The 21,360-nt window shown below is 67.5% G+C and carries 18 protein-coding genes; 7 read left to right on the top strand and 11 right to left on the bottom strand.

Translation table 11 applies throughout. The features are described from left to right. Window positions 1-32 precede the first annotated feature (32 nt). The 4 genes from addB to FHR22_RS18545 all read left to right on the top strand — a co-directional run bounded on the left by addB (window position 33) and on the right by FHR22_RS18545 (window position 7,213). The gene (addB, locus tag FHR22_RS18560) at window positions 33-3,005 is read left to right on the top strand and encodes a double-strand break repair protein AddB (RefSeq protein WP_166945176.1); all 2,973 of its coding nucleotides are present in this window, start codon (window positions 33-35) and stop codon (window positions 3,003-3,005) included. Next, window positions 3,005-6,481: a double-strand break repair helicase AddA gene (gene addA, locus FHR22_RS18555; protein WP_166945175.1), complete on the top strand. Its 3,477-nt coding sequence runs from the start codon at window positions 3,005-3,007 to the stop codon at window positions 6,479-6,481. Before addB ends, addA begins: the two co-directional genes overlap by 1 nt. A 34-nt stretch (window positions 6,482-6,515) precedes the next feature. Further along, window positions 6,516-6,839 (top strand): thioredoxin TrxA, encoded by a 324-nt coding sequence (gene trxA, locus FHR22_RS18550; RefSeq protein ID WP_166945174.1) that lies wholly within the window; start codon window positions 6,516-6,518, stop codon window positions 6,837-6,839. Between the two features lie 89 nt (window positions 6,840-6,928). After that, a complete protein-coding gene (locus FHR22_RS18545) occupies window positions 6,929-7,213 on the top strand; it encodes a virulence factor (RefSeq protein ID WP_166945173.1) in 285 nt (94 codons plus the stop codon). Window positions 7,214-7,275: 62 nt separating this feature from the next. Here FHR22_RS18545 and argJ read toward each other — a convergent pair whose 3' ends face one another. The 6 genes from argJ to FHR22_RS18515 form a co-directional block, all read right to left on the bottom strand. After that, on the bottom strand, window positions 7,276-8,502 hold the full coding sequence (argJ, locus tag FHR22_RS18540; protein WP_166945172.1) for a bifunctional glutamate N-acetyltransferase/amino-acid acetyltransferase ArgJ: 1,227 nt from the start codon (window positions 8,500-8,502) through the stop codon (window positions 7,276-7,278). Window positions 8,503-8,702: 200 nt separating this feature from the next. Continuing rightward, entirely contained in the window at window positions 8,703-10,142 is a 1,440-nt protein-coding gene (locus FHR22_RS18535) for an aldehyde dehydrogenase family protein (RefSeq protein ID WP_166945171.1), read from the bottom strand. 92 nt (window positions 10,143-10,234) lie between these two features. Next, entirely contained in the window at window positions 10,235-11,569 is a 1,335-nt protein-coding gene (locus FHR22_RS18530; RefSeq protein ID WP_166945170.1) for a M20/M25/M40 family metallo-hydrolase, read from the bottom strand. 58 nt (window positions 11,570-11,627) lie between these two features. Then, on the bottom strand, window positions 11,628-12,239 hold the full coding sequence (locus FHR22_RS18525) for a flavodoxin family protein (protein ID WP_166945169.1): 612 nt from the start codon (window positions 12,237-12,239) through the stop codon (window positions 11,628-11,630). Window positions 12,240-12,293: 54 nt separating this feature from the next. Beyond that, the gene (locus FHR22_RS18520; protein WP_166945168.1) at window positions 12,294-13,769 is read right to left on the bottom strand and encodes a PQQ-dependent sugar dehydrogenase; all 1,476 of its coding nucleotides are present in this window, start codon (window positions 13,767-13,769) and stop codon (window positions 12,294-12,296) included. 93 nt (window positions 13,770-13,862) lie between these two features. Continuing rightward, complete coding sequence (locus tag FHR22_RS18515; protein ID WP_166945167.1) at window positions 13,863-14,381, bottom strand: hypothetical protein; 519 nt, start codon at window positions 14,379-14,381, stop codon at window positions 13,863-13,865. A gap of 192 nt (window positions 14,382-14,573) precedes the next feature. On the opposite strand from FHR22_RS18515, the gene FHR22_RS18510 reads away from it, so the two are divergent. Both FHR22_RS18510 and FHR22_RS18505 read left to right on the top strand, forming a co-directional pair. After that, the gene (locus tag FHR22_RS18510) at window positions 14,574-15,056 is read left to right on the top strand and encodes a peroxiredoxin (protein WP_166945166.1); all 483 of its coding nucleotides are present in this window, start codon (window positions 14,574-14,576) and stop codon (window positions 15,054-15,056) included. Between the two features lie 228 nt (window positions 15,057-15,284). Then, window positions 15,285-16,769 (top strand): AMP nucleosidase, encoded by a 1,485-nt coding sequence (locus FHR22_RS18505; RefSeq protein WP_166945165.1) that lies wholly within the window; start codon window positions 15,285-15,287, stop codon window positions 16,767-16,769. Between the two features lie 264 nt (window positions 16,770-17,033). On the opposite strand, the gene FHR22_RS18500 is transcribed toward FHR22_RS18505, so the two are convergent. The 3 genes from FHR22_RS18500 to FHR22_RS18490 form a co-directional block, all read right to left on the bottom strand. Continuing rightward, window positions 17,034-17,909, bottom strand: a complete 876-nt coding sequence (locus FHR22_RS18500; protein ID WP_166945164.1) for an SDR family NAD(P)-dependent oxidoreductase — start codon at window positions 17,907-17,909, stop codon at window positions 17,034-17,036. Between the two features lie 90 nt (window positions 17,910-17,999). Beyond that, window positions 18,000-18,632, bottom strand: coding sequence for a TetR/AcrR family transcriptional regulator (locus tag FHR22_RS18495; protein WP_166945163.1), 633 nt, complete (start codon window positions 18,630-18,632; stop codon window positions 18,000-18,002). 103 nt (window positions 18,633-18,735) lie between these two features. Then, complete coding sequence (locus FHR22_RS18490; protein WP_166945162.1) at window positions 18,736-19,539, bottom strand: SDR family NAD(P)-dependent oxidoreductase; 804 nt, start codon at window positions 19,537-19,539, stop codon at window positions 18,736-18,738. A gap of 63 nt (window positions 19,540-19,602) precedes the next feature. Here FHR22_RS18490 and FHR22_RS18485 point away from each other — a divergent pair, with 63 nt between their 5' ends. Continuing rightward, on the top strand, window positions 19,603-20,049 hold the full coding sequence (locus FHR22_RS18485; protein ID WP_243853845.1) for a winged helix-turn-helix transcriptional regulator: 447 nt from the start codon (window positions 19,603-19,605) through the stop codon (window positions 20,047-20,049). Window positions 20,050-20,059: 10 nt separating this feature from the next. Here FHR22_RS18485 and FHR22_RS18480 read toward each other — a convergent pair whose 3' ends face one another. Both FHR22_RS18480 and FHR22_RS18475 read right to left on the bottom strand, forming a co-directional pair. Then, a complete protein-coding gene (locus tag FHR22_RS18480; RefSeq protein ID WP_166945161.1) occupies window positions 20,060-20,794 on the bottom strand; it encodes a sulfotransferase in 735 nt (244 codons plus the stop codon). A 67-nt stretch (window positions 20,795-20,861) separates the two neighbouring features. Beyond that, window positions 20,862-21,344 (bottom strand): SRPBCC family protein, encoded by a 483-nt coding sequence (locus tag FHR22_RS18475; RefSeq protein ID WP_166945160.1) that lies wholly within the window; start codon window positions 21,342-21,344, stop codon window positions 20,862-20,864. Between the last annotated feature and the right edge of the window lie 16 nt (window positions 21,345-21,360).

Here is a 21,360-nt window from a genome sequence, read left to right as displayed (position 1 = left end):
CGCTGCGCTCGCAATGACGCAGTTTGATGCCAATGGCTGACGCCAAACCCACCGTCACTTCGATCCCGGTCCACCGGGCCTTTGCCGATGCGCTCGCCGCCGGGATTATCGCACAATATGCCGATGGCGCGCTGGGGCTGGCCGAGGGGCTGATCCTGCTGCCGAGCAACCGCGCGCGCAGCGCGGTGCAGGCGGCGTTCGTGCGCGCGGGCGGCGCGGGGCTGCTGATGCCCCGGCTCGCGGTGATCGGCGATGCCGATCTCGATGAAAATGTCGCGCTGGCGCTCGATGCGATCGATGAGGCCGAACCGATCCCGCCGGCGATCGATACGCTGCATCGCCGCCTGTTGCTGGCCGACCTGATCGAGCGGCACACCCCGGCGGGCGAAATGCCGATCGCGGGCGCCGCGGCGTTCCAGCTTGCTGACGGGCTCGCGCGGGTGATCGACCAGCTGCATTATGAGGAAGTCAGCGTGTCGGCGCTCGTCGATCTCGACCTTGGTGCCTTCGCCGGCCATTGGCAGGCGTCGCTCGGGCGGCTGCGGCTGCTCGTCGATCATTGGCCGGCGGTGCTGGCGCGGACGGGCCGCATCGACCGCGCCGAACGCCGCAACCGCCTGCTCGCGCGGGTGGCGGCCGCATGGCGCGCCGCGCCGCCGGCGCGTTTCGTCGTCGCGGCGGGGATCACGACCGCGGCCGCGGCGATCGCGCGGCTGCTGCGCGCTGTTGCCGATATGGAGCGCGGCATGGTCGTGCTGCCGGGCGTCGACTGCGTCATGACTGCGGATGAATGGGAGACGCTCGGCCCCACTCGGCCTGATCCCGATAATGCATCGCGCCCGCTGGAGACGCATCCGCAATATCATCTGAAGCTGTTGCTCGATCGCATGGGGGCCGGCCGCGACGAACTGCTCGAATGGGACGCGGTGTCCGAGTTCGACGGGCCGGTGGCGCGCACGCCCTTCCTCTCTTTACTCTTCGCGCCTGCCGAACATACGGCGCAGTGGCAGGCGGCGGGCGATGTGTCGGCGGCAACCACCGGGATTTCGGGCGCGGTCTTTGCCGACGACGGGCAGGAGGCGCAGGGGATCGCGTTGCTGATGCGCGAGGCGATCGAAACGCCCGGACGCACTGCGGCGCTGGTGACCCCCGATCGCGGGCTGGCCGAGCGCGTCGCGGCGGCGCTGGCGCGCTGGGGGATCGCGGTTGACGACAGCGCCGGGCAGCCCCTGTCGCGGACGCCGCCGGGGGCCTTGCTGTTGCTGCTGGCCGAACTTGCTGCCAATTTCGATCCCGTCGCGCTGATATCGCTGCTCGGCCATCCGCTGGTGCGCAAGGGTGGCGAGCGGAGCGCGTGGCTCGACCAGGTGCGGCGGCTCGACCTGGTCCTGCGCGAGCCCGGGCTGACGCCCGGATGGGACGGGGTGACGACGCGCATCGCGATGCGCGCGGGCGATCCCAAGACGCGCGGCCATGGGCTGGCGGCGCAGTTGCAGCCGTGGTGGGAGGAGGTCTCGACGCGATTGGGCGCGGCGCTGGCGCCGTTCGCCGCGGGGCCAGTGCCGCCCGCGGCGCTGCTCGCCGCCTTGCAGGCCGCGCTTGAGGCGCTGGCGGGCGAGGCCGTGTGGGCGGGGCCGGCGGGGCGGATGCTCGCCGAACTGTTCGACCAATGGGCGCTGGCGCGCGGTGACGGCCCGGCGCGCGTCGATCCGGCCGAGTTTCCGGCGATGCTCGGGCAATTGCTCGCGCAGGCGAGCGTGCGGCCGCCCTATGGCGGGCATCCGCGGCTGTTCATCTGGGGGCTGCTCGAGGCGCGGCTGCAGCGCGCCGACCTGATGATATTGGGCGGGCTCGACGAGGGGCGCTGGCCCGCCGCAACGCAGCCCGATCCGTGGCTGGCGCCGGGTATCCGCCGCCTGCTCGGCCTTCCGGCGCCCGAACGGCAACAGGGGATGGCGGCGCATGATTTCGCGGGAGCGCTCGGCGCGCGGGAGATTGTCGTGACGCGGGCCGAGCGAAGCGGCGGCGACCCCGCGGTCGCGTCGCGTTTCTGGCTGCGGCTGTCAGCGCTGGCGGGCGACCTGCGCGAACCGGCGCCCGGCGGGGTGCCGCTGACCCGGCTCGCGGCGATGCTCGACATGCCGCCCGGCGACCCGAAGCCGGCGGGCAAACCTGCGCCGCGGCCGCCGGCGGACGACCGGCCGCGCCGGATCAGCGTCACCGGGGTCGACAAGCTCGCGCGCGATCCCTTCGCTTTCTACGCCGATCGCCTGCTCGGGCTGTCGGCGCTCGATCCGCTGAGCGCCGCGCCCGATCCGCGCTGGCGCGGGACGCGCGTCCACAAATTGTTCGAGGATTGGGTGCGCGGCGGCGCGACGCGCGAGGGGTTCGAGGCCGAACTGGCCGCGCTCAGCGACGACCCGGCGCTCGACGCCATCGCGCGCGCCTTCTGGCTGCCGCGGATCGAGCCCGCGCTGCGCTGGGCGGCGGCGCAGGTCTGGAATGCCGAAGGCCGCGCGCCGATCGCGGTCGAGGCATCGGGCGAGATCGTCATCGATGGCGTGACGCTTTACGGCAAGGCCGACCGCATCGACCGTGACGCCGACGGCGGGCTGGCGATCGTCGATTATAAATCGGGCGGCGCGCCGAGCGCGAAGGCGGCGTTTGCCAGGCTCGACAACCAGCTCGGCCTGCTCGGGCTGATCGCGCGCGAAGGCGGGATGAAGGATATCGCCGCGGCACCGGTCGGCGCGCTCGAATATTGGAGCCTGCGCCCCGATCGCCGCGCCGGCGGGGCGGGCAAGATATCGAGCACCTATGGCTCGCGGAGCGACCTCAAAAGCGCCGAGGCGGCGATCGACCATGCCGGTGATGCGCTTGCCGAACTCGCGGCGCTCTATCTGTTCGGCGAAGCGCCGTTCGTTCCTGGCGAGGCGGGCGGCTATGGCGATTATGACCAGTTGATGCGCCGCGACGAATGGTTCGGGCGGGGCGAGGCCGACTGATGGCGAAAACGAACGGTCTTGCCGAACTCGACGCGCGCCAGCGCGCCGCCGCCGACCCCGAAAGCCATGTCTGGCTGGGCGCGTCGGCGGGGACGGGCAAGACGCAGGTGCTGTCGGCGCGCGTGCTGCGGCTGATGCTCGACGGCGTGTCGCCCGAAGCGATCCTCTGCATCACCTTTACCAAGGCGGGTGCGGCCGAGATGGCGCATCGCATCCACGAGCGGCTGGCGGCGTGGGTGCGGATGGACGACGGCGAACTCCGCCTCGACCTCCACGCGCTCGGCCTGCAATGGGACCGGCCGGGGCTGATGGCACGCGCGCGGTCGCTGTTCGCTACGGTGATCGACAGTCCCGGCGGCGCGATCCGCGTCCAGACGATCCACAGCTTCTGCCAGACCCTGCTCGCCAGCTTTCCGCTCGAGGCGAAGCTGCTGCCCGGCTTTCGCGCGATCGAGGAGGATGAGGCGGCGGCACTGCAACAGCGGGTGCTTGGCGAACTGCTCGGTGCTGCGGGAGAGGAAGGCGCCGCGCTGCGCGATGTCGCCGCGATGCTGTCGCGGCGGCTGGGGCAGGATACGGCGCTGTCCTTCCTGTCGAGCTGCGCCGCGGCGTTCGGCGGGCCGCGCGCGACGCTGCCGCCGTCGGCGCACGACCTGCGCGCGGCGTTCGAGCTGCCGGGCGGCGATCCCGATGCGTGGATTGCGGAGGCGATCGCGGCGGGTGCGATTGCCGATGCCGATATCCGCGCGGTGGCGACGAGCGGCGCCGACTGGGGAACCAAGACCGGGCTCGCCTGTGCGGATGTGATGGTCGGCTGGCTGATCGCCGATCCGGCGGGGCGCGCCGCGATGCTGCGCGAACTTACCGGCTGTTTCCTGACCGGCAAGGGCGAGCTGCGCGCCGATTTCGCGGGCGACAAGGGGCGGATGACCGATTGCGTCGACAGCGCGGTGCGCATCGTCGACGCGGCGCAGGCATTGCTCGGCACCGCGACGGCGATGCGTGTCGCTGACGATCTGGCCGCGGCGTGGGAGCTCGGCAGCCGCTTTGCCGAGGCCTATGCGCTCGCCAAGCGCGACGCCGGGCTCGCCGATTTCGACGATCTGATCACGCTCGCCGGGACCCTGCTGCGGATCAGCAGCTTTGGCGAATGGGTGCGTTTCAAGCTCGACCAGCGCACCGACCATATCCTCGTCGACGAGGCGCAGGATACGAATATGCGCCAATGGGGCATTGTGCTGTCGCTCGCCGAGGAATTTTTTGCCGGCGTCGGCGCGAAGGAAGATCGCGTCCGCACGCTGTTCACCGTCGGTGATCGCAAGCAGGCGATCTTCGGTTTCCAGGGTACCGAGCCCAAGGCCTTCGTGAAAGCGCGGGAACTGTTCCATTTGCTGGGTGAGCGATCCGGGCAGGAATTCCAGAACGTCGATCTCGTTTCCAATTATCGCTCGACCCCGGCGGTGCTTGCTGTCGCCGACAAATGGCTCGCCGCGGGCGGGACGGAAGCCATGGGCCTTGAAGGCAGCGAACCGCCGCACCGGCCGTTCCGCGGCGCGCACGCCGGCCAGGTCGAGCTGTGGTCGCCGCTCCCGGTCGGCAAGGCGCTCGACGCCGAGGCCGAGGAGACGGGCGACGAAGAGGGCGGCGGCGACATCGGCACCCCTGCCTCCGACCCCGCGAGCATGCGGCTGGCGCGCGCGATTGCGGGCGAGGTTCAGGACTGGATCGCGCACGGCAAGGATGGACGCCCCGTTTCGCCCGGCGATATCATGATCCTCGTCCGCCGCCGCCGCGATCTCGCGGCGCGGATCGTCGCGCGCTTGCAGGCGCTGCACGTGCCGGTCGCGGGCGTCGACCGTTTCGCGCTGACCCAGCCGCTGGGGGTGCAGGACCTGATCGCGGCGATGCGCTTTGCCGTCCAGCCGCTCGATAACCTCAACCTTGCCTCGCTGCTCGTGTCGCCGCTGATTGGCTGGACGCAGGACGAGCTTTATGCGCGCGCGCACAAGCGCGGCCGCGCGGCGCTGTGGGAGCATTTGCGCGCCACCGAGGGCGATGTTCCCGCCGCGTCGATGGCGGCACTGCGCCACCTGCTCGGCATGGCCGATTTCACCACGCCGTTCCGTTTTCTCGAAAGCGTGCTGTCGGGCCCGATCGACGGGCGGCGCAAGCTCTACGCGCGGCTGGGCCGCGAGGCGCGCGATCCGATCGACGAATTGCTCAGCCAGGCGCTGGCTTTCGAACAGCGCGAGACAGTGTCGCTGCTCGGCTTCCTGACCGCGACCCAAGGCAGCGGCGCCGACATCAAGCGCCAGACCGAGGCGCGCAGCGACGTGGTGCGGGTGATGACGGTGCACGGGTCGAAGGGGTTGCAGGCGCCGATCGTCATCCTCGCCGACGCCACCGACGACCCCGGCATCGGGCACCGGCCGTTCACCGTCGACGTCGCGGGCTGGGAAAAATTGCCGGTCTTCGCGGTGCCGGGCGACGAACGGCATGGCGCGCTCGCCGACGCGCACCGGAAAGCCGCCGAGGCGGCGTCGGAGGAGCATTGGCGGCTATTCTATGTCGCGATGACGCGCGCCGAGGAAATATTGGTCGTCGCGGGGACGACGAAAAAGCCCGACCGGACGATCCCCGAAGCGAGCTGGCACGCGGCGGTTGAGGGTGTGCTGGCGGATATGGGAAGCGATTGGGAAGAGGCGGGCCCGCATTGGGGCCGCCGCCGTGTCCACCGCGCCAATGCCGGCAAATGGGCGAAACGCGAAAAGGCCGCGAAGGCCGCGCCGCCACCGCTGGTCCTGCCCGGCTGGGCGCACCGGCCGGCGCCCGAGGAAGCGCGGCCGCCACGCCCGCTCGCCCCCTCGGCGCTCGGCGAGGACGATGTCGCGGTGGCGCCGCAAGGGACGGCGCGCGCCGCGGCAGTAACGCGCGGCCTGCTGCTCCACGCGCTGTTCGAACGGCTGCCCCCGGTCGCGCCCGACCGGCGCCGCGACGCGGCGCTGCGCTGGCTCGGCACGCAGGCGCCGGATCTCGCCGAAACGGCTCGCGGCGCGATGGCGGACGAGGTGCTTGGCGTGCTCGCCGATCCCGCGCACACCGCACTCTTCGGTCCCGGATCGCTCGCCGAAGTGCCGCTGTCGGCGGTCGTCGACGGCTTGGTCGTCGCGGGGATCGTCGACCGGCTGCTCGTTGCGGGCGATGCGGTGACGGTGATCGATTACAAGACCGGGCGGCATGTTCCGGCGCAGGCGGCCGATGTCGCGCCCGCCTATCTGCGCCAGATGGCCGCCTATCGCGATGCGCTGCGGGTGATTTTCCCCAGGAAGCGCGTCACGGCCGCCCTGCTCTATACCGCCGCGCCGCGGCTGATCACCCTCGACGATGCGCTGCTCGACGCGCACAAGCCGGGCTTGGCGGCAACCAAGGCGAATTTGCAGGGTTCGACCCTTGAGCCCGGCGCGCCGACGCCTTAGCTTGGGTGCAACAGATATTCAGGAGTTCAAGACTATGGGTACCAAAGCGATCAGCGACGACAGCTTCCAGGCCGATGTCCTCGACAGCGACACCCCCGTGCTCGTCGATTTCTGGGCCGAATGGTGCGGTCCGTGCAAGCAGATCGGCCCGGCGCTCGAGGAAATTTCGGACGAACTCGGCGGCAAGGTTGTCATCGCCAAGCTCAACATCGATGATCATCCGAACGCCCCCGCCAAATATGGTGTGCGCGGCATCCCGACGATGATCCTGTTCAAAAATGGCGAGATCGCCGACACCAAGGTCGGCGCAGCGCCGAAAAGCGCGCTCAAAGGCTGGCTTGAAAGCGTGCTGGTCTAATTGCGCCATAACGGCTACTTCTCCGTCCCATGAACGTGCCAATCGGACATAATCGATTTGGCCCGCGTCGTGCGGGAGGGGGAGGAAGCATGTACGCGATCGTTTTCGATCTCGATACCGCGACGCTGGAACAGACCTATCCGAACAGCTCGTGGCGCAACGCCTATGCCGACGTGCGGCGGGTGCTGGAAATCAAGGGCTTCGATTGGCAGCAAGGTTCGACCTATTTCGGCAATGAAGCCGTAACCGCGGTTGATTGCGTGCTTGCGGTGCAGGAATTGAAACGCCAGTTCGATTGGTTTCAACCGTCCGTTCGCGACATCCGCATGCTGCGGATCGAAGAGAATAACGATCTTGGACCTGCGCTGGGATAATCAACTTCGCTAGGGATGCTCCGACCTACAAACCGTCGCGGGGGCGACGGTTTTTGGGAAGCTCAGCTGCGATAGTCGGCGTTGATGCTGATATAGCCATGGGTCAGATCGCACGTCCACACCGTCGCATGGCCTTCGCCGAGGCCGAGGTCGGCGCCGACGCGGATTTCGAGGCCCTTCAGATGTGCCGCGACCGGCGCCTCGTCATAACCATCGACGGGCAACCCGTCCTTCGCCACCCAATGGTCGCCGAAGCGGATCGCGAGCCGGTCGCGGTCGGCGGGTTCGCCCGCCTTGCCCACCGCCATCACGACGCGGCCCCAGTTCGCGTCCTCGCCCGCGATGGCGGTCTTCACCAGCGGTGAATTGGCGATGGCGAGCGCGACGCACTTGGCGCTGTCGTCGCTGACCGCACCCGATACCTGCACCTCGATGAACTTCGACGCGCCCTCGCCGTCGCGCACGACCTGCTGTGCAAGGTCGAGCGCGACGGCGCGGATCGCGGCGTAAAGCGCGTCGGCGCCGGGGTCGTCGCGGATCGTCAACGGCGTATTGCCCGCCTGACCCGTTGCGAAGAGCAGCACCGTGTCGCTGGTCGACGTGTCGCTGTCGACGGTGATGCTGTTGAAGCTGCCGCCGGTCGCTTCGCTCAGCATCTCCTGTAACAGCGCCGGCGCGACCGCGGCGTCGGTGAAGATATAGCCGAGCATCGTCGCCATGTCGGGGGCGATCATCCCCGATCCCTTGACGATCCCGGCGACTTGCACGGTACGTCCGCCGACGATCGCGCTCGCCGCGGAACCCTTGGCAAAGGTGTCGGTGGTGCAGATGGTCTCGGCGGCGGCTTCCCACGAGCAGGGAGGGGCGGTCAGCGCGGCATCGACCCCGGCGCGCGCCTTGTCTTTCGGCAGTGGCACGCCGATGACGCCGGTTGAACTGACGAAGACCTCATTCGCATCGCAGCCGAGGTGATCGGCGACCTGCGCCATGATCTGTTCGACCGCCTCGCGCCCGCGATAGCCGGTGAAGGCGTTGCTGTTGCCGGCGTTGACGATCAGCGCGCGGCCGACGCCGCCCTTCACCTGGGCGCGGCCGAGTTCGACTTCGGACGAACAGCAGACATTGCGCGTGAAGACGCCGGCGACCGTGGTGCCCGGCGCCAGCTCGATATAGGTCAGGTCGCAGCGGTCCCAATTCTTGTAGCGCGCGCGCGCGACGCGGCGCGTCACCCCGGCGATGTCGGGAAGGGCGGGGAAGGTTGCGGGCGCGAGCGGGGAGCGGGTGGTCATGGGGACGCGCTTAGCTGTGCGGCGAACAAAGAAAAACCCCTCCCTGCAAGGAAGGGGTCTTTCATCCTCCCTGTCGCGAAGCGATGGGGAGTGGCAGTCGCGCAGCGGCTGACGGAGGGGCTTGAACGCGGCCCCTCCACCACTCGCTACGCGAGCGGTCCCCCTCCCCATGGCCTGCGGCCACAGGGAGGATTTGGCTATCAGCCCGGAATGCCGCTGATCGACTTGATTTCCATAAAGTCCTTGAGCCCGAACAGCCCGCCTTCGCGGCCGTTGCCCGAAGCCTTGTAACCGCCGAACGGTGCGCCCGGTCCGGGGCCCCAGGCGTTGACCGCGACCATGCCGGCGCGCAGCTTCGGCGCGACGTCGGCGGCCGCGGCGGGGTCGCCCGAGATCACCGCCGACAGGCCATATTCGGTGTCGTTGGCGATATCGACCGCCTGGTCGAGATCGTCATACGCCATGACGGTCGCGACGGGGCCGAAGATTTCCTCATTGGCGATGCGCATGTCGCGCGTCACGCCCGAGAAGACGGTCGGCTTGATATAATAGCCGCGGTTGACGTTCGACGGCAGGCCGGTGCCGCCGGTCTCGAGCGTCGCGCCTTCGTCGATCGCCGACTGGATCAGGCCCTGGATCTTGTCATATTGCGCCTTGTTGACGACGGGGCCGATATGCGCGCCCTCGGCCTGCGGGTCGCCTACGCTGGTGCCGTCGAACATCGCCTTGATCACGCCGACGGCCGCCTGTGCCTCGTCCTTCTGGACGAGGATGCGGGTCGGGGCGATGCAGCTCTGCCCCGTGTTGACGAGCACGCCCGACACCGTCGGCGGCAGCACCGCAGCAAGGTCGGCGCCGGGCAGGACGATATTCGGCGATTTGCCGCCAAGTTCCTGATGGACGCGCTTGACCGTGTCGGCAGCCGCCTTGGCGACGAGGATACCGGCGCGGGTCGATCCGGTGAAGCTCACCATTTCGATGCCGGGGTGCGAGCTGATCGCGTTGCCGACGGTCGGGCCGTCACCCTGGACGAGGTTGAAGACGCCCGGCGGCACGCCCGCGGCGTCGAGAATCTCGGCGAAGATGACCGCATTGCCGGGGCATTCCTCGGACGGCTTCAGGATCATGCAATTGCCGCCGGCGAGCGCGGGCGCGACCTTCAGCGCGATCTGGTTGAGCGGCCAGTTCCACGGCGTGATCATGCCGACGACGCCGATCGGTTCGTACACGACCTTGTTCGCGCCATGCTGTTCGGTGAATGCGAAGTCCTTGAGCGCCGCGATCGTGCCGAGGAAGCCGCCGATGCCCGCGCCGACTTGCGCCGTGCCTGCGAAGCTGACCGGTGCGCCCATCTCGCTCGCCATCGATTTGGCAAGGTCGGCGCCGCGCTTCTTATATTCCTCGACGATGCGGTTCAGGAGGTCGAGGCGTTCCTCGCGCGTCGTCTGCGAAAAGGTCTTGAACGCCTCTTTCGCCGCGGTGACCGCATCGTCGACATCGGCCGCGGTGCCGAGCACGACGGTCGATGCCGCTTCCTCGGTCGCGGGGTTGATGACGTCGTGGAGCTTGCCGCCCTTGCTGTCGACCCATTGGCCGCCGATGTAATTTTGTTTCAGGTGCGTTTCGGTATCGCTCATCATATGTCTCCCATCGGCGCGAAATTACGTCTCGGATTGCTACCTAAGCGGTGTGGCGAATGAATCAAGCGCGAGGCGCCATGAAAAATCGAGTCCTATCGCTTTTCAGCACCCAGACGTGACATCAATATGGCGGCGCGCGTCGCCTGCCGTGCGATGCTGGGAATATCGACCGCTTCGCCGGGGGCGTGGTCGCCGGTGCTGTACGGGCCCAGTCCCGCCATGCCGTCGACATCGGCGGCGACAAAGCTGATGTCGCCCGCGCCGCGTTTCAGCGGGTCGAGCGGCGCCATCTCGGCCAGCCCGAGGTCGCGGTTCACGCCGTTGAGCTTGGCGAGCAGCGCCTTGTTGCCTTCGGTCGGCGCCATCGGTGGATAGCCGCCGGGATCGAAACTGAGTTCCGCGCCGGTGCCCGGGGCATGGCTGGCGACGATCGCGGTCATTTTCGCCTTCACACGCGCGATCTGCTCGGGCGACAGCGCGCGCAGGTCGCCGCGCGCGATCGCGATCGCGGGGATGATGTTCGTCTTGCCGTTCGCGGTGGCGCGGATGCCGTCGGCGTCGAGTTCGGCCTGCTGCCCGCCCGCGATCAGCCCGACGCTGAAGGTCAGGTTCGGTTCGGGCAATTCGGTGCGAAAGCGCTGGATGATGCGCGTCAGCTCATAGATGGCGCCGTCGCCCGCCGCGGCGCTGAAGATGCCCGAACTATGACTTGCCTTGCCGGTCGCGACGATCTTCCAGCTGTCCGACGAGCGGCGGGCGATCGATCCCATGTCCACGCCTCCATCGCGGACGAGCCCCTCGAAATCGAGCGCGACGTCGCTGCGCTTGCCTGCGGCGATCAGGTCGGCGCGTGCCTTTTCGATCGGGCTGCCCGAATCCTCCTCGTCACCCGTCATGTGGATTTCGATATTGGCGTCCTTCAGCGTTCCCGCCGCCTGCATCGCGCGGAGCGCCGCGACGATGACGACCATCCCGCCCTTGTCGTCGCCCACGCCGGGGCCTTCGCCCATATCGCCCCCTTCGGCGGAGCTCAGGACAGGCTTGCGGGTGAATTTCTGGAACGGCGAATCGGGTTCGAACACCGTGTCGAGATGCGCGACGAGCAGCAGCCGCTTGGCATCGGGCTTGCCGACATGCGTCGCGATCAGGTGCCCGGCGCGGCCGGTGTCGCGCATCGGCTTCCATTCGACCTTGAAGCCCAAAGGTTCGAGTTCGGCGCGCATCATCTGCCCGACCTTTTCGACCCCGTCGAGATTGAGCGAGCCGCTGTTCTGGTTGACGAGCTTTTCGAGCAAAGCGACGCTGCGTTCCTGCTCGGCCGCGACCGTCTTCGCCATCTTCGTCTCGGCCGGACTGAGCTTCGCCTCGGCCGTCGGCGTCAGCGCGAACCCAAGGGCGGTGAGAGCGGCAAATGGCAGTGATTTCATGGGGGGAGACTCCTCTGGACGCTTCCTTGTGCCGCCTCCACTGCGTGCCCGCAAGCGGTCAGCCGGGGTATGGCGCCTGCTTGAGCAGCCGCGCCAGATGCGCCGCGTTCGCCGCGACCATCTTCGCCGTTTGCGTGACCTTGCGCGGACGATGGTCCAGATCCTTGAAGTCGACCGAGCCCATCGCCTCGCCCACCCAATAGCAGGCGGCGACCGCGGGGATCGTCCAGCCGACGTCGTTCAGCGCCTGGAAGATCTGCGACGAGACATGGTGCGCCCCATCCTCGTTGCCGACGATCGCCGCGACCGCGACTTTGGACGTGCTCGGCATGCGCCCCGCGTCGTCGGTTTCATCGAGGAAGGCGTCCATCCGTTCCATGACGAGCTTGGCGACGCTCGATGGCTGTCCCATCCAGATCGGGGTGCCGAAGATCAGGATATCGGATGCCAGGATTTGTTCGCGGATCGCCGGCCAGTCGTCGCCGGCGCCCTCGTCCGACATAACCCCCCATTTGACGTTATGCGCGGCAATCCGGATCGGATCGCCGACCGCGACATCCTGTTCGGCGAAATGTTCGGCAAGGACGCCGAGCATCGCGTCGGTCGAACTGGCGCGGCCCTTGGCCGAAAGCGAGCAGTTGATGGCGGTGGCGGTGAGCGAAGCGGGCATATGGCGTCCTTTGCGGGTTCCGCCCCTCTGCCAAAGAAAGCCGCGGTGCGGCGCTCAGGTTCCCCGGCGCACCATGAAAATGTCGCCGCCCAAGCCGATCAGGAACAAATTGCCCGCACTATCCTCACCGAAGGAGGCAAGTTGATCGATCGTCCCGGCGTCGGGCAGGAAATCCTCGTTCCGCCGCGCGAACCGCGACGAGGGCAGCGTCTGCCCGGCGACGAGACTGGAGAAGGGAACGGTCCAGATGTTGCCCGAAATGAAATCGCCAAAGACATATTGGCCCTGCAGCGATGCGACGGGGCCGTGATAGACATAGCCGCCGGTCACCGTCCGCCCCTGCCGTGGGCCGGTGCCGTGCAGATATTCGAGCACGGGGTTGACGAGCCCGCCCGGGGCGGTGCCCGAATAGCTTTGCGTTCCCTCGCGAAACGGCCAGCCGAAATTGGTGCCCGGCTGCGTCGTCGTCAGCATGTCGATCTCTTCGACCGCATTCTGGCCGACGTCGCCGATAATCAGCGTCGAACCCGAAAAGGAGGCGCGGAACGGGTTGCGCAGGCCATAAGCATAGACATAGGGATCGCCGCCGCCGGCGATATGGGGATTGCCCGGGGCGGGGGCGAAAAAGACTGCCGAAGCACCGGCATAGGGATCTTCGACCACCCGGATCCGCAATATCTTGCCGAGCTGCGAATTGAGGTTCTGGGCATTGTTGCCGGGGTCGCCGGCGCCGCCGCCGTCGCCGGTCCCGACATAGAGAAAACCGTCGGGACCGAAGAGCATCGAACCGCCATTATGGTTGCTCGCCCCCGGATGCGGAATCGACAACGCGTCGAGCAGCCGCGGCGGGGATCCGGTGGAACCGAACCCATATTCGCGAATCTCGATATCGCCGGCGGCATTGGTGCAATAGATCAGAAAGCGGTCGGAATTCGCCGGATTGGGGAGCAGTGCCATGCTCAGCAATCCGCGCTCGCCGTCGGTAGACAGGTCGCCGATCGTGAACAGCAGCCTTTTCACGCCCGTCGAAGGGGTCAGGCGATAGACCCGGCCGGCCTTTTCGAGCACATAGACATCGCTGCTGCCCGGTATGCCGAGCACGAAGGTCGGCTGGTCGAACCCGGTGCCGACGCGCGCGACTGCGATGCCTTCGCGGTCGTTGGTGACGGTGACGTTGACTGCCTGCGTCGCGCTGGCATTGCCGTCGCTGACGCGGAGCTGGACATTATAGACATTGTCGCCGTCGGCATCGCCCGGAAGGTCGTAATCGGGCGCCGCGTTGAAGCGCAGGGCGCCGGCGGTGGTGATCGAAAACAGCGCCGCGTCGCTGCCTCCGTCGATGGCAAAGCTCAGCGCGTCGCCATTGGCATCGCTTGCCGTCGCCTGATAGGCGGCCGTTATGTTTTCGGCCACGCTGGCGGTCTGGGCCGAGGTGAAGGCGGGCGGCGCGTTCGGCGCAGGGGGCGTGCCGCCACCGCCGCCGCACGCGCTCAGAAACAGGGGAACCGCGATGACAAATCGTATCCGCATGATAGCCCCCCCTTGTGACCGCTATTCGTGCGGCACGGTGCCACGCGCGGGCAAGGCGTGCAACCCGTTGCGATCCGCCGTCGCGGCCATGCGTCAGGCGGGGTCCTGCACCTCTTCGAAGTCATCGAGCTTTTTCAGCGCGTCGCGCGCGATCTCGCGCAGCTTCGCGGTGTTGACCGCCAGGCCCGCCGTGTCATGGCCGGTCAGCTCGTCGAGGGTGAAGGCGACGCGCGTCCGGTCGGGTGCCAGTTCGTCGAAAGTGAATTTGAGCCCCGTCGAGAGCGCGCCATCGTCGACGCTGTAGATCATGTGCGCCTCCCGCGGGATTTCCATCGCGACCGCGAACTTGACCTTATACGCCTCGGGACGCTCCTTCGGCGCGATCTGCGCCCACAGCGGATCCTGCTTTTCGACCACCAGTTCATAGAGGCGGCTCGAACCGCCGTTGGTGACGAGGGGCAGGCCGGTAAAAGCGCTGTCGTCGCCGAACATCCGCGCAAACACCTCTTCGCGCGGCGCCGCGACGGTGCGTGTCTGATTCGCCAGCTCCACCATCTTCCCGCATCCGGCCAGGAACAGCATCGCGATCGTCAGGCCCATCATCCGCAGCATGGCATCATCCCCCAAGAGACACGGCGTGCTTTTAGATAGCGCTGTTTACCAAAGCGTGATTGCGGTGAAGAAATCGATGGCGGCGGCAGGCGTCGCCAAAAAAACGCGCCATACCCTCGCCGTCCTTGACTCCGCGGCCCGACAACCCAATGTCTCGCCGACCCAAATCCCCTCGATGAAAAGGATGCCGAAATGACGATCCAGACCGGAGACAAGCTCCCCGAAACGACGCTGGTCAAGGTGACCGAAAACGGTCCCGAACAGGTCAGCACCGCCGATTATTTCAAGGGCCGCAAGGTCGCGCTCTTTTCGGTTCCCGGCGCCTTCACCCCAACCTGTTCGGCGAAGCATCTGCCGGGCTTCGTCGACAAGGCGGCCGACCTCAAGGCCAAGGGCGTCGACGAAATCGTCTGCACCGCGGTCAACGACGCCTTCGTGATGGGCGCGTGGGGCAAGAATGCGAACGCCGGTGACAGCGTCACGATGCTCGCCGACGGCAACGGCGACTTCGCCGAAGCGGTCGGACTGACGATGGACGGCAAAGCGTTCGGCATGGGCAAGCGCGGCCAGCGTTTCTCGATGATCGTCAACGACGGCGTCATCGAACAGCTCAACGTCGAAGCGCCCGGCGAATTCAAGGTGTCGAGCGCCGACCATATGCTCGAACAGCTGTAAGATATGTCTCCCCCCTCCCCTTCGGGGGAGGGGCAGTGAGGCTTGGTCCGGCGTAGCCGGGCCTTGGTCGAGCGGGGTGGGGGCCATCGCCTTGCGCAACCTCGACAGCCCCCACCCGCTGCGACGAGCCAGCAAGCCCGGCAAGTCCCGCTGCCCTCCCCTGAAGGAGAGGGATTTAGGGGGCCGCCGCTCTTCCCTTTTGTCACAATTTCGTGCAAGAGCGCCGCGATGACATCCGCATCGCAAACCCCCGACATCGCCGACCCCGAAACCCTCGTCGCAGCGGTGATCGCCGACCTGCAGGACCGGTTCCACGCCTCGGTCGCCGCGCTCAAATCCGCGATCGCCGCTTATGTCCAGCACGGCACCCTGCCGCCCGCCGATGCCGCCGCGACCGGCCTGTTCGACTATCCGGCGCTGCGCCTGATCACGACGGGCGAGCGGCGCGAAGGGCAGACGGGGCATAATCTTGCCTTTGGCCGGATCGAGCGCGCGGGCGAATTCGTCACCACCGTGACCCGCCCCGACCTGTTCGCCGATTATCTTCGCGACCAGCTGCTCCTGCTGCTGCGCCATTATGACGTCCGTGTCGAAGTGACGCGGACGGGGCAGCAGATTCCCTTTCCCTATGTCCTCGACGCCAGCGACGGGTCGGACATGGGCGGGGTTACCCCGCTCGAACTCGCGCGTCATTTCCCGACCACCGAACTGGCCGACATCGGCGATGAACTCGCCGACGGGCTGTTCGGGCAGGACCCCGCCGCGCCGCAGCCGCTGGCGCTGTTCGATGCGCTGCGCACCGACTTCAGCCTCGCGCGCCTGCGCCACTATACCGGCACCGCGCCCGAGCATTTTCAGCGCTACATATTGTTCACCAACTATCACCGCTATGTCGACGAATTCGTCGCCTGGGCGGGGTCGCAGGTCGGCCAGGGCAAATATACCGCGCTGGCGGGCGCCGCGGGCCTCTATGTCGACCAGCCCGGCGTCAATGCCAGCGCGCTTGTCGCCGACAGCGCGTGGCGGCGGCACCAGATGCCCGCCTATCACCTCATCGCGCCCGACGGCGGCGGCATCACCCTCGTCAACATCGGCGTCGGCCCCTCGAACGCCAAGACGATCTGCGACCATCTCGCTGTGCTGCGCCCCGAGGCCTGGCTGATGATCGGCCACTGCGGCGGGCTGCGCCCCAGCCAGCGCATCGGTGACTATGTGCTCGCGCACGCGTATCTGCGCGACGATCATATTCTCGACGCGGTGCTGCCGGTCGCCATCCCGATCCCGCCGATCGCCGAAGTGCAGGTCGCGCTCGCCGCCGCCGCCGAAGCGGTGTCGGGGACCAGCGGCGCCGACCTCAAGAAGCGCATGCGCACCGGCACCGTCGTCACCACCGACGACCGCAATTGGGAACTGCGCTATACCGACAGCGCGCTCCGCTTCTCGCAGTCGCGCGCGATCGGCATCGACATGGAATCGGCGACGATCGCGGCGCAGGGCTATCGCTTCCGCGTGCCCTACGGCACGCTGCTCTGCGTCAGCGATAAGCCGCTCCACGGCGAGCTCAAGCTGCCCGGACAGGCGAACCGCTTCTACGAGGAAGCGATCGCCGCGCACCTCCAGATCGGCATCCGCGCCTGCGAAGCGCTCCGCGACGAGGGCGCGAAGCTGCATAGCCGCAAGCTCCGCGCGTTCAACGAGCCGCCGTTCCGTTGACCTTCTCGCGCTCCATCGCCGGCCGCGTCGTGATCGCCACTGGCGCAGTGATCCCGGTCGACGGCGGGCTGATGGCGCGGAATGCTTGATCGTCGGCTTTGGGGTGGAGAGCGGACGCTGCTTTCTACAGCTTCGTCATCCCGGGCTTGACCCGGGATCCCGCTTTTTTTGGGGGCGCCAACAGTTTTCGAAGTCAAGCGGGACCCCGGATCAAGTCCGGGGTGACGAAAATGGATATGGCTACTTCCGGCCGCTTCCGGACCGCTACCCCTTCAACCCCAACAGCCCCGCACAATCGTCCCACAGCTTCGCGCACGCCGCATCGTCGCGCGCCAGCGCCGACGGCGCGATCCGTACCAGCGCCGGATTGCGCACCGACCAGTAATCGCCATGCGCCGCGGCATAGGCCGGGCCCGCCGCCAGCGTCGCGAGATATTCGCCCGACAGGGCGATCGTGCTCTTGCGGTCGCGCTTCATCGTCAGCGGCAGGATCAGGCTGACCAGCGACGACAATATCTTCCCGCTCGACCGCGCCAGCCCGGTCCACGGCACATAGCCGGGATCGAAGCTCATCGCCGCGAGATCGGGGCGACGGTGCGCGAGTTCGCGGGCGGTCATGATGTTGGCGAGCTTCGACGAACTATAGGCGCGGAACGCCTGCGCCTGGTCCTTCTTCGGTAATGTCGGGTCGCGATCGGGATGGGCCAGCCATTCGGCATGGGCGTGCGCGGGCGGTGTGACGAGGGTCTTTTCCTCGGGATCATGCGTGCCGCTGCCGGTCAGGATCACCCGCGCGCCGGGTGCGAGATGCGGCAACAGGCGGTGCAACAGCCGGAAATGCGCGAGCTGGTTGACCGCGAAGGTCCGCTCGAAGCCTCCGGCGCCTGTCTCCAGCTTCGAAGTCTGCAAGCCCGCATTGAGCACCAGCGCATCGATCGCCGGTCCCTTGGCCACCGCCTCGGCAAAGCGGTCGACCGACGCAAAATCGTCGAGGTCGAGCGGTAGCGCTTCGGCGCCCCACGCCTTTTCAACCGCATCGGGACGCCGCGCGCCGATCGTCAGCATGTGCCCGCCCGCCGCCAGCCGCGCTGCTGCATTGGCGCCGAACCCCGACGTCGCGCCCGTCATGACAATATGCATCGCTTCGATCCTTGATTTAGTTGGTCAACCAACCAAATAATCATTGCCGCGGTTCCGCGCAAGGGGAAGGGGTGCTTGGTATCGCGAGAATTATTTGTGGTCGCGCAGGCCCGCGCGCAGTCCGGCCGCCCATTCGCCCAGCGCGTCGCCCATCGGAAAATCGGGCTGCGCCAGCCACGACAGCATCAGGCCCTCGAACGCCGCCTTGGTCATCCGCGCGCGAAGCCGGTCGCGGTCGTTGACGTCGCTCCGCCCGGCGCCCGCGGCAAAAACCGCCGCGAGCCGGCGGCGGATTGCCGCATTGCCGACCTCCAGCCGCGCCGCCAGCCCCGCGTCGTTCATCGCGCGCACGCCGAGCGACAACCGGACCCGGAACAGGTCGCGATTGGCGTCGAGCGTCGCCGCGGCGAAATCGACATAGGTATCGAACAGCTGCGCGGCCGGGGTCGCCGCGATCAGCGCGTCGATCTCGGCGATGTAGCGCGCGGTGGCGCTTTCGACGGCGGCTTCGAGCAGCGCGTCCTTGCTAGCGAAATGATAGTGGAGCAGGCCCGGATTGACCCCGGCCTCGGCGGCGATCGACTTGACGTTCGTATCGGCAAGCCCGTTGCGCGCGACGGCGCGAAACGCCGCGTCGATCAGCTTCTCGCGCGTGCCTTGTCCCGCAGTGCCCTTCTTCGTCGCCATGGTGGCGCGATAGGGCATCGGGGCGGGCCGGGGCAAGGCGAGAGCGTTGTCTCCGGTTCTTTCGTCATCCCGGACTTGGTCCGGGATGACGAGGATGGGAAGGGCGGCTGGCAGGCCGCGGGTCGCCCTCCCGGTCCCTTCAGACCGCTTCGCTCACCCGATAGCGCGCCGCCACGTCGCGCCGCGACAGGTTTGGCGCCAGCGCCAGCCGCGCTGCCTGATACGCATCCCACTGGCCTTCGTCGGCGAGCGGGGGAATCGTCACCTCCTCGCCGCGATCAAGACCGAGCAATGCCGCATCGACCAGATCGCCCGCGTCCATCACCATTTCGGCAGGAAAGGCATCGACATCCTTGCCCGACCGCTCCCATATCTCGGTGCGCGTTGCGCCGGGAAGCACCGCCTGGACATGAAATCCCTTTTCGCGGCCGTTCGCCGCGAGCGCCTGGCTCAAATTGAGCAGGAACGCCTTTGACCCGCTGTACACGCCCTCGAACGCTTCGGGGGCAAGCGCGAGGACCGAGGCGATGTTGACGATCGCGCCCTTGCCGCGCGCGCCGAATGCCTTGCCCGCCGCGATCGCCAGCCGCGCCGCAGCGGTGATGTTGAGCGCAATGATCGTCTGCACCGCTGCGGCGCTATTCTCCAGCGTCCCGCCGTTCAGCGACATGCCTGCGTTGTTGATGAACAGCGTGATACCGGCATCGTCCGCCAGCCTTTGCTCGATCCGCGTCACATCGTCGCCGTTGGTGAGGTCGGCGGCGATCACGTCGACCGCAACTCCCGTTTCGGCGCGCAGCCTCGCGGCCAGTTCGTCCATCTGCGCGCGGCCCCGCGCAACGAGGATCAGGTCGTGGCCGCGCCGCGCGAGGCGGTCGGCATAAACGGCGCCAAGGCCGGTCGAGGCGCCCGTGATCAGGGCCGTTCCAGAGGGGATGCTCATATCGTTGCTCCTTGCTGGCGGCCCGGAAACGAGTCGCTTGCAAAATGATAGTTACTGCCCCATATGACTTCAATGACCGGGCATGAAAATAATCCGGGCAGCTGTCCCGTCGACCGCGGGCTGATGCGCGTCGGCGACCGCTGGAGCATGCTGGTGCTGCGCGATATCGAGCGCGGGCTGACCCGCTACGAGCAGCTGCGCACCAGCCTCGGCATCGCGCCGAACATCCTTGCGAAGCGCCTCGCCGCACTCACCGGCGCGGGGCTGCTCGAAAAGCGGCGCTATAGCCAGCGCCCGCCGCGCGACGAATATCTGCTCACCGACGCGGGGCGTGACTTCCTGCCGATCCTGATGGCGATCGGCGCGTGGGGACGCAAATATAATGGCGCCGGCGCGCTCAGCCGCCATCTCGACGTGGAAACGGGCGAAGCGGTGCGCCCGGTGGTGATCGACGCCAACAGCGGCGCCCCGATCGGCTCGCGTCCGCTGCGGCTCGAAGGCCCGGATTGAAAGCCGTGATTCAGCGCGGCGCCGAATAACCCATCGCCAGCGCCGTCTCGCCGGCGATATCCCAGATCGCGGCGGCTTCTTCGCCGGTCAGATTCTCGCGCCAGCGGTCGATGCGGACCCGATGATCGGGCCGCGAATAGCTCCGCGAGGTCTGCGCTTCGATGAAATCCTTGTTGTTGCTGTTCTGCACCCGCTTCGACCACCGCGCCAGATGCGCGTCGTTGGCTTCGGGATCGACCCCGAGCTTGCGGCATATCGCGGCCGAAAATCCGTCCGCGTCGGCGATCATATCCTCGAACCGGACCAGCGTGGCGCAATGTTCGACTTGCGCATAGCCGGCGCGATTGAGGAATTCCCAGTGATACGCGCATTGCGCGATCAGCGGCCGCGCCCGCCAGTCTTGCCAGTCGGGCGGCCTTGGATGATGTCCCCATTGCCTGGCTATGCCGACCCGCAGCGAGCAGACGGCATCGAGCGGGTTGCGCACGATCCAGAACAGCCGGGCTCCCGGCGCCGCCGCCAAAAAGCGATCGAGCGGAAACGACAGGCCCGGCCTTGCCGGATGAACGTCGCTCTCGCGCGGCACCTTGAAGGCCTGCGGCACGCCATAGTCGGCCGCCAGGACCGCATCGAACGACGGTTCGCTGCGGTAGGTGTAGCGATCGAGGCCATCGAACAGCTCGCCGAAAATCGACGTACCGCTGCGGCCGCAACCGAGGATCATGACGGGCGGCGCGCTTGTCATGCGCCGATGCTATCCCCGGACCGCGACAGGCGCAATGCCGCTGGTTCGCCGACCGACGGCGGCGTGGCTATCGATACATGCCTTCGCGCAGGTTGATGCCATATTCGGTCCACGCCTTGAGCGCGCACAGCATTTGCGACCAGCCTTGGCAATTGCCGTAGGACGCGCCGAGCGCGCCCTGATTTTCGCGCCAGCCTTCCTCGGCGATCTCGACCAGCGTGCGGCCGTCGTCGAGGCCCTTGAAGCTCATCGTCACCCGCGTGCGATAAGCGGCATCCTTCAGCTCGCCGCCCTCGACATTCGGCGCCTCGCCTTCGTTCGCCTGCCATTCGAGGACAATCTTCTCATCATCCACCACCTCGATCACCCAGACCGGAAAGGCGCCGGGAAAATCGTGGAAATCCCATGTCACCGTCGCGCCCGTTTCCAGCCGCCCCTGCGCGCCGCCGGTGGTGAAATAACGGGACAGCTTCGCGGGATCGGCGACCGCCTCGAACACCTCATGCACCGGCTTCGCGATCCGCGCCGCGACTCGAAATTTCAGCTCCATGACACTCTCCACTTGA

Source organism: Sphingopyxis panaciterrae (genome assembly GCF_011762125.1).
Taxonomy (GTDB): domain Bacteria; phylum Pseudomonadota; class Alphaproteobacteria; order Sphingomonadales; family Sphingomonadaceae; genus Sphingopyxis; species Sphingopyxis panaciterrae.
The sequence above is the reverse complement of the archived record's forward strand: the minus strand, read 5'-3'. Positions and strand labels throughout refer to the sequence as shown.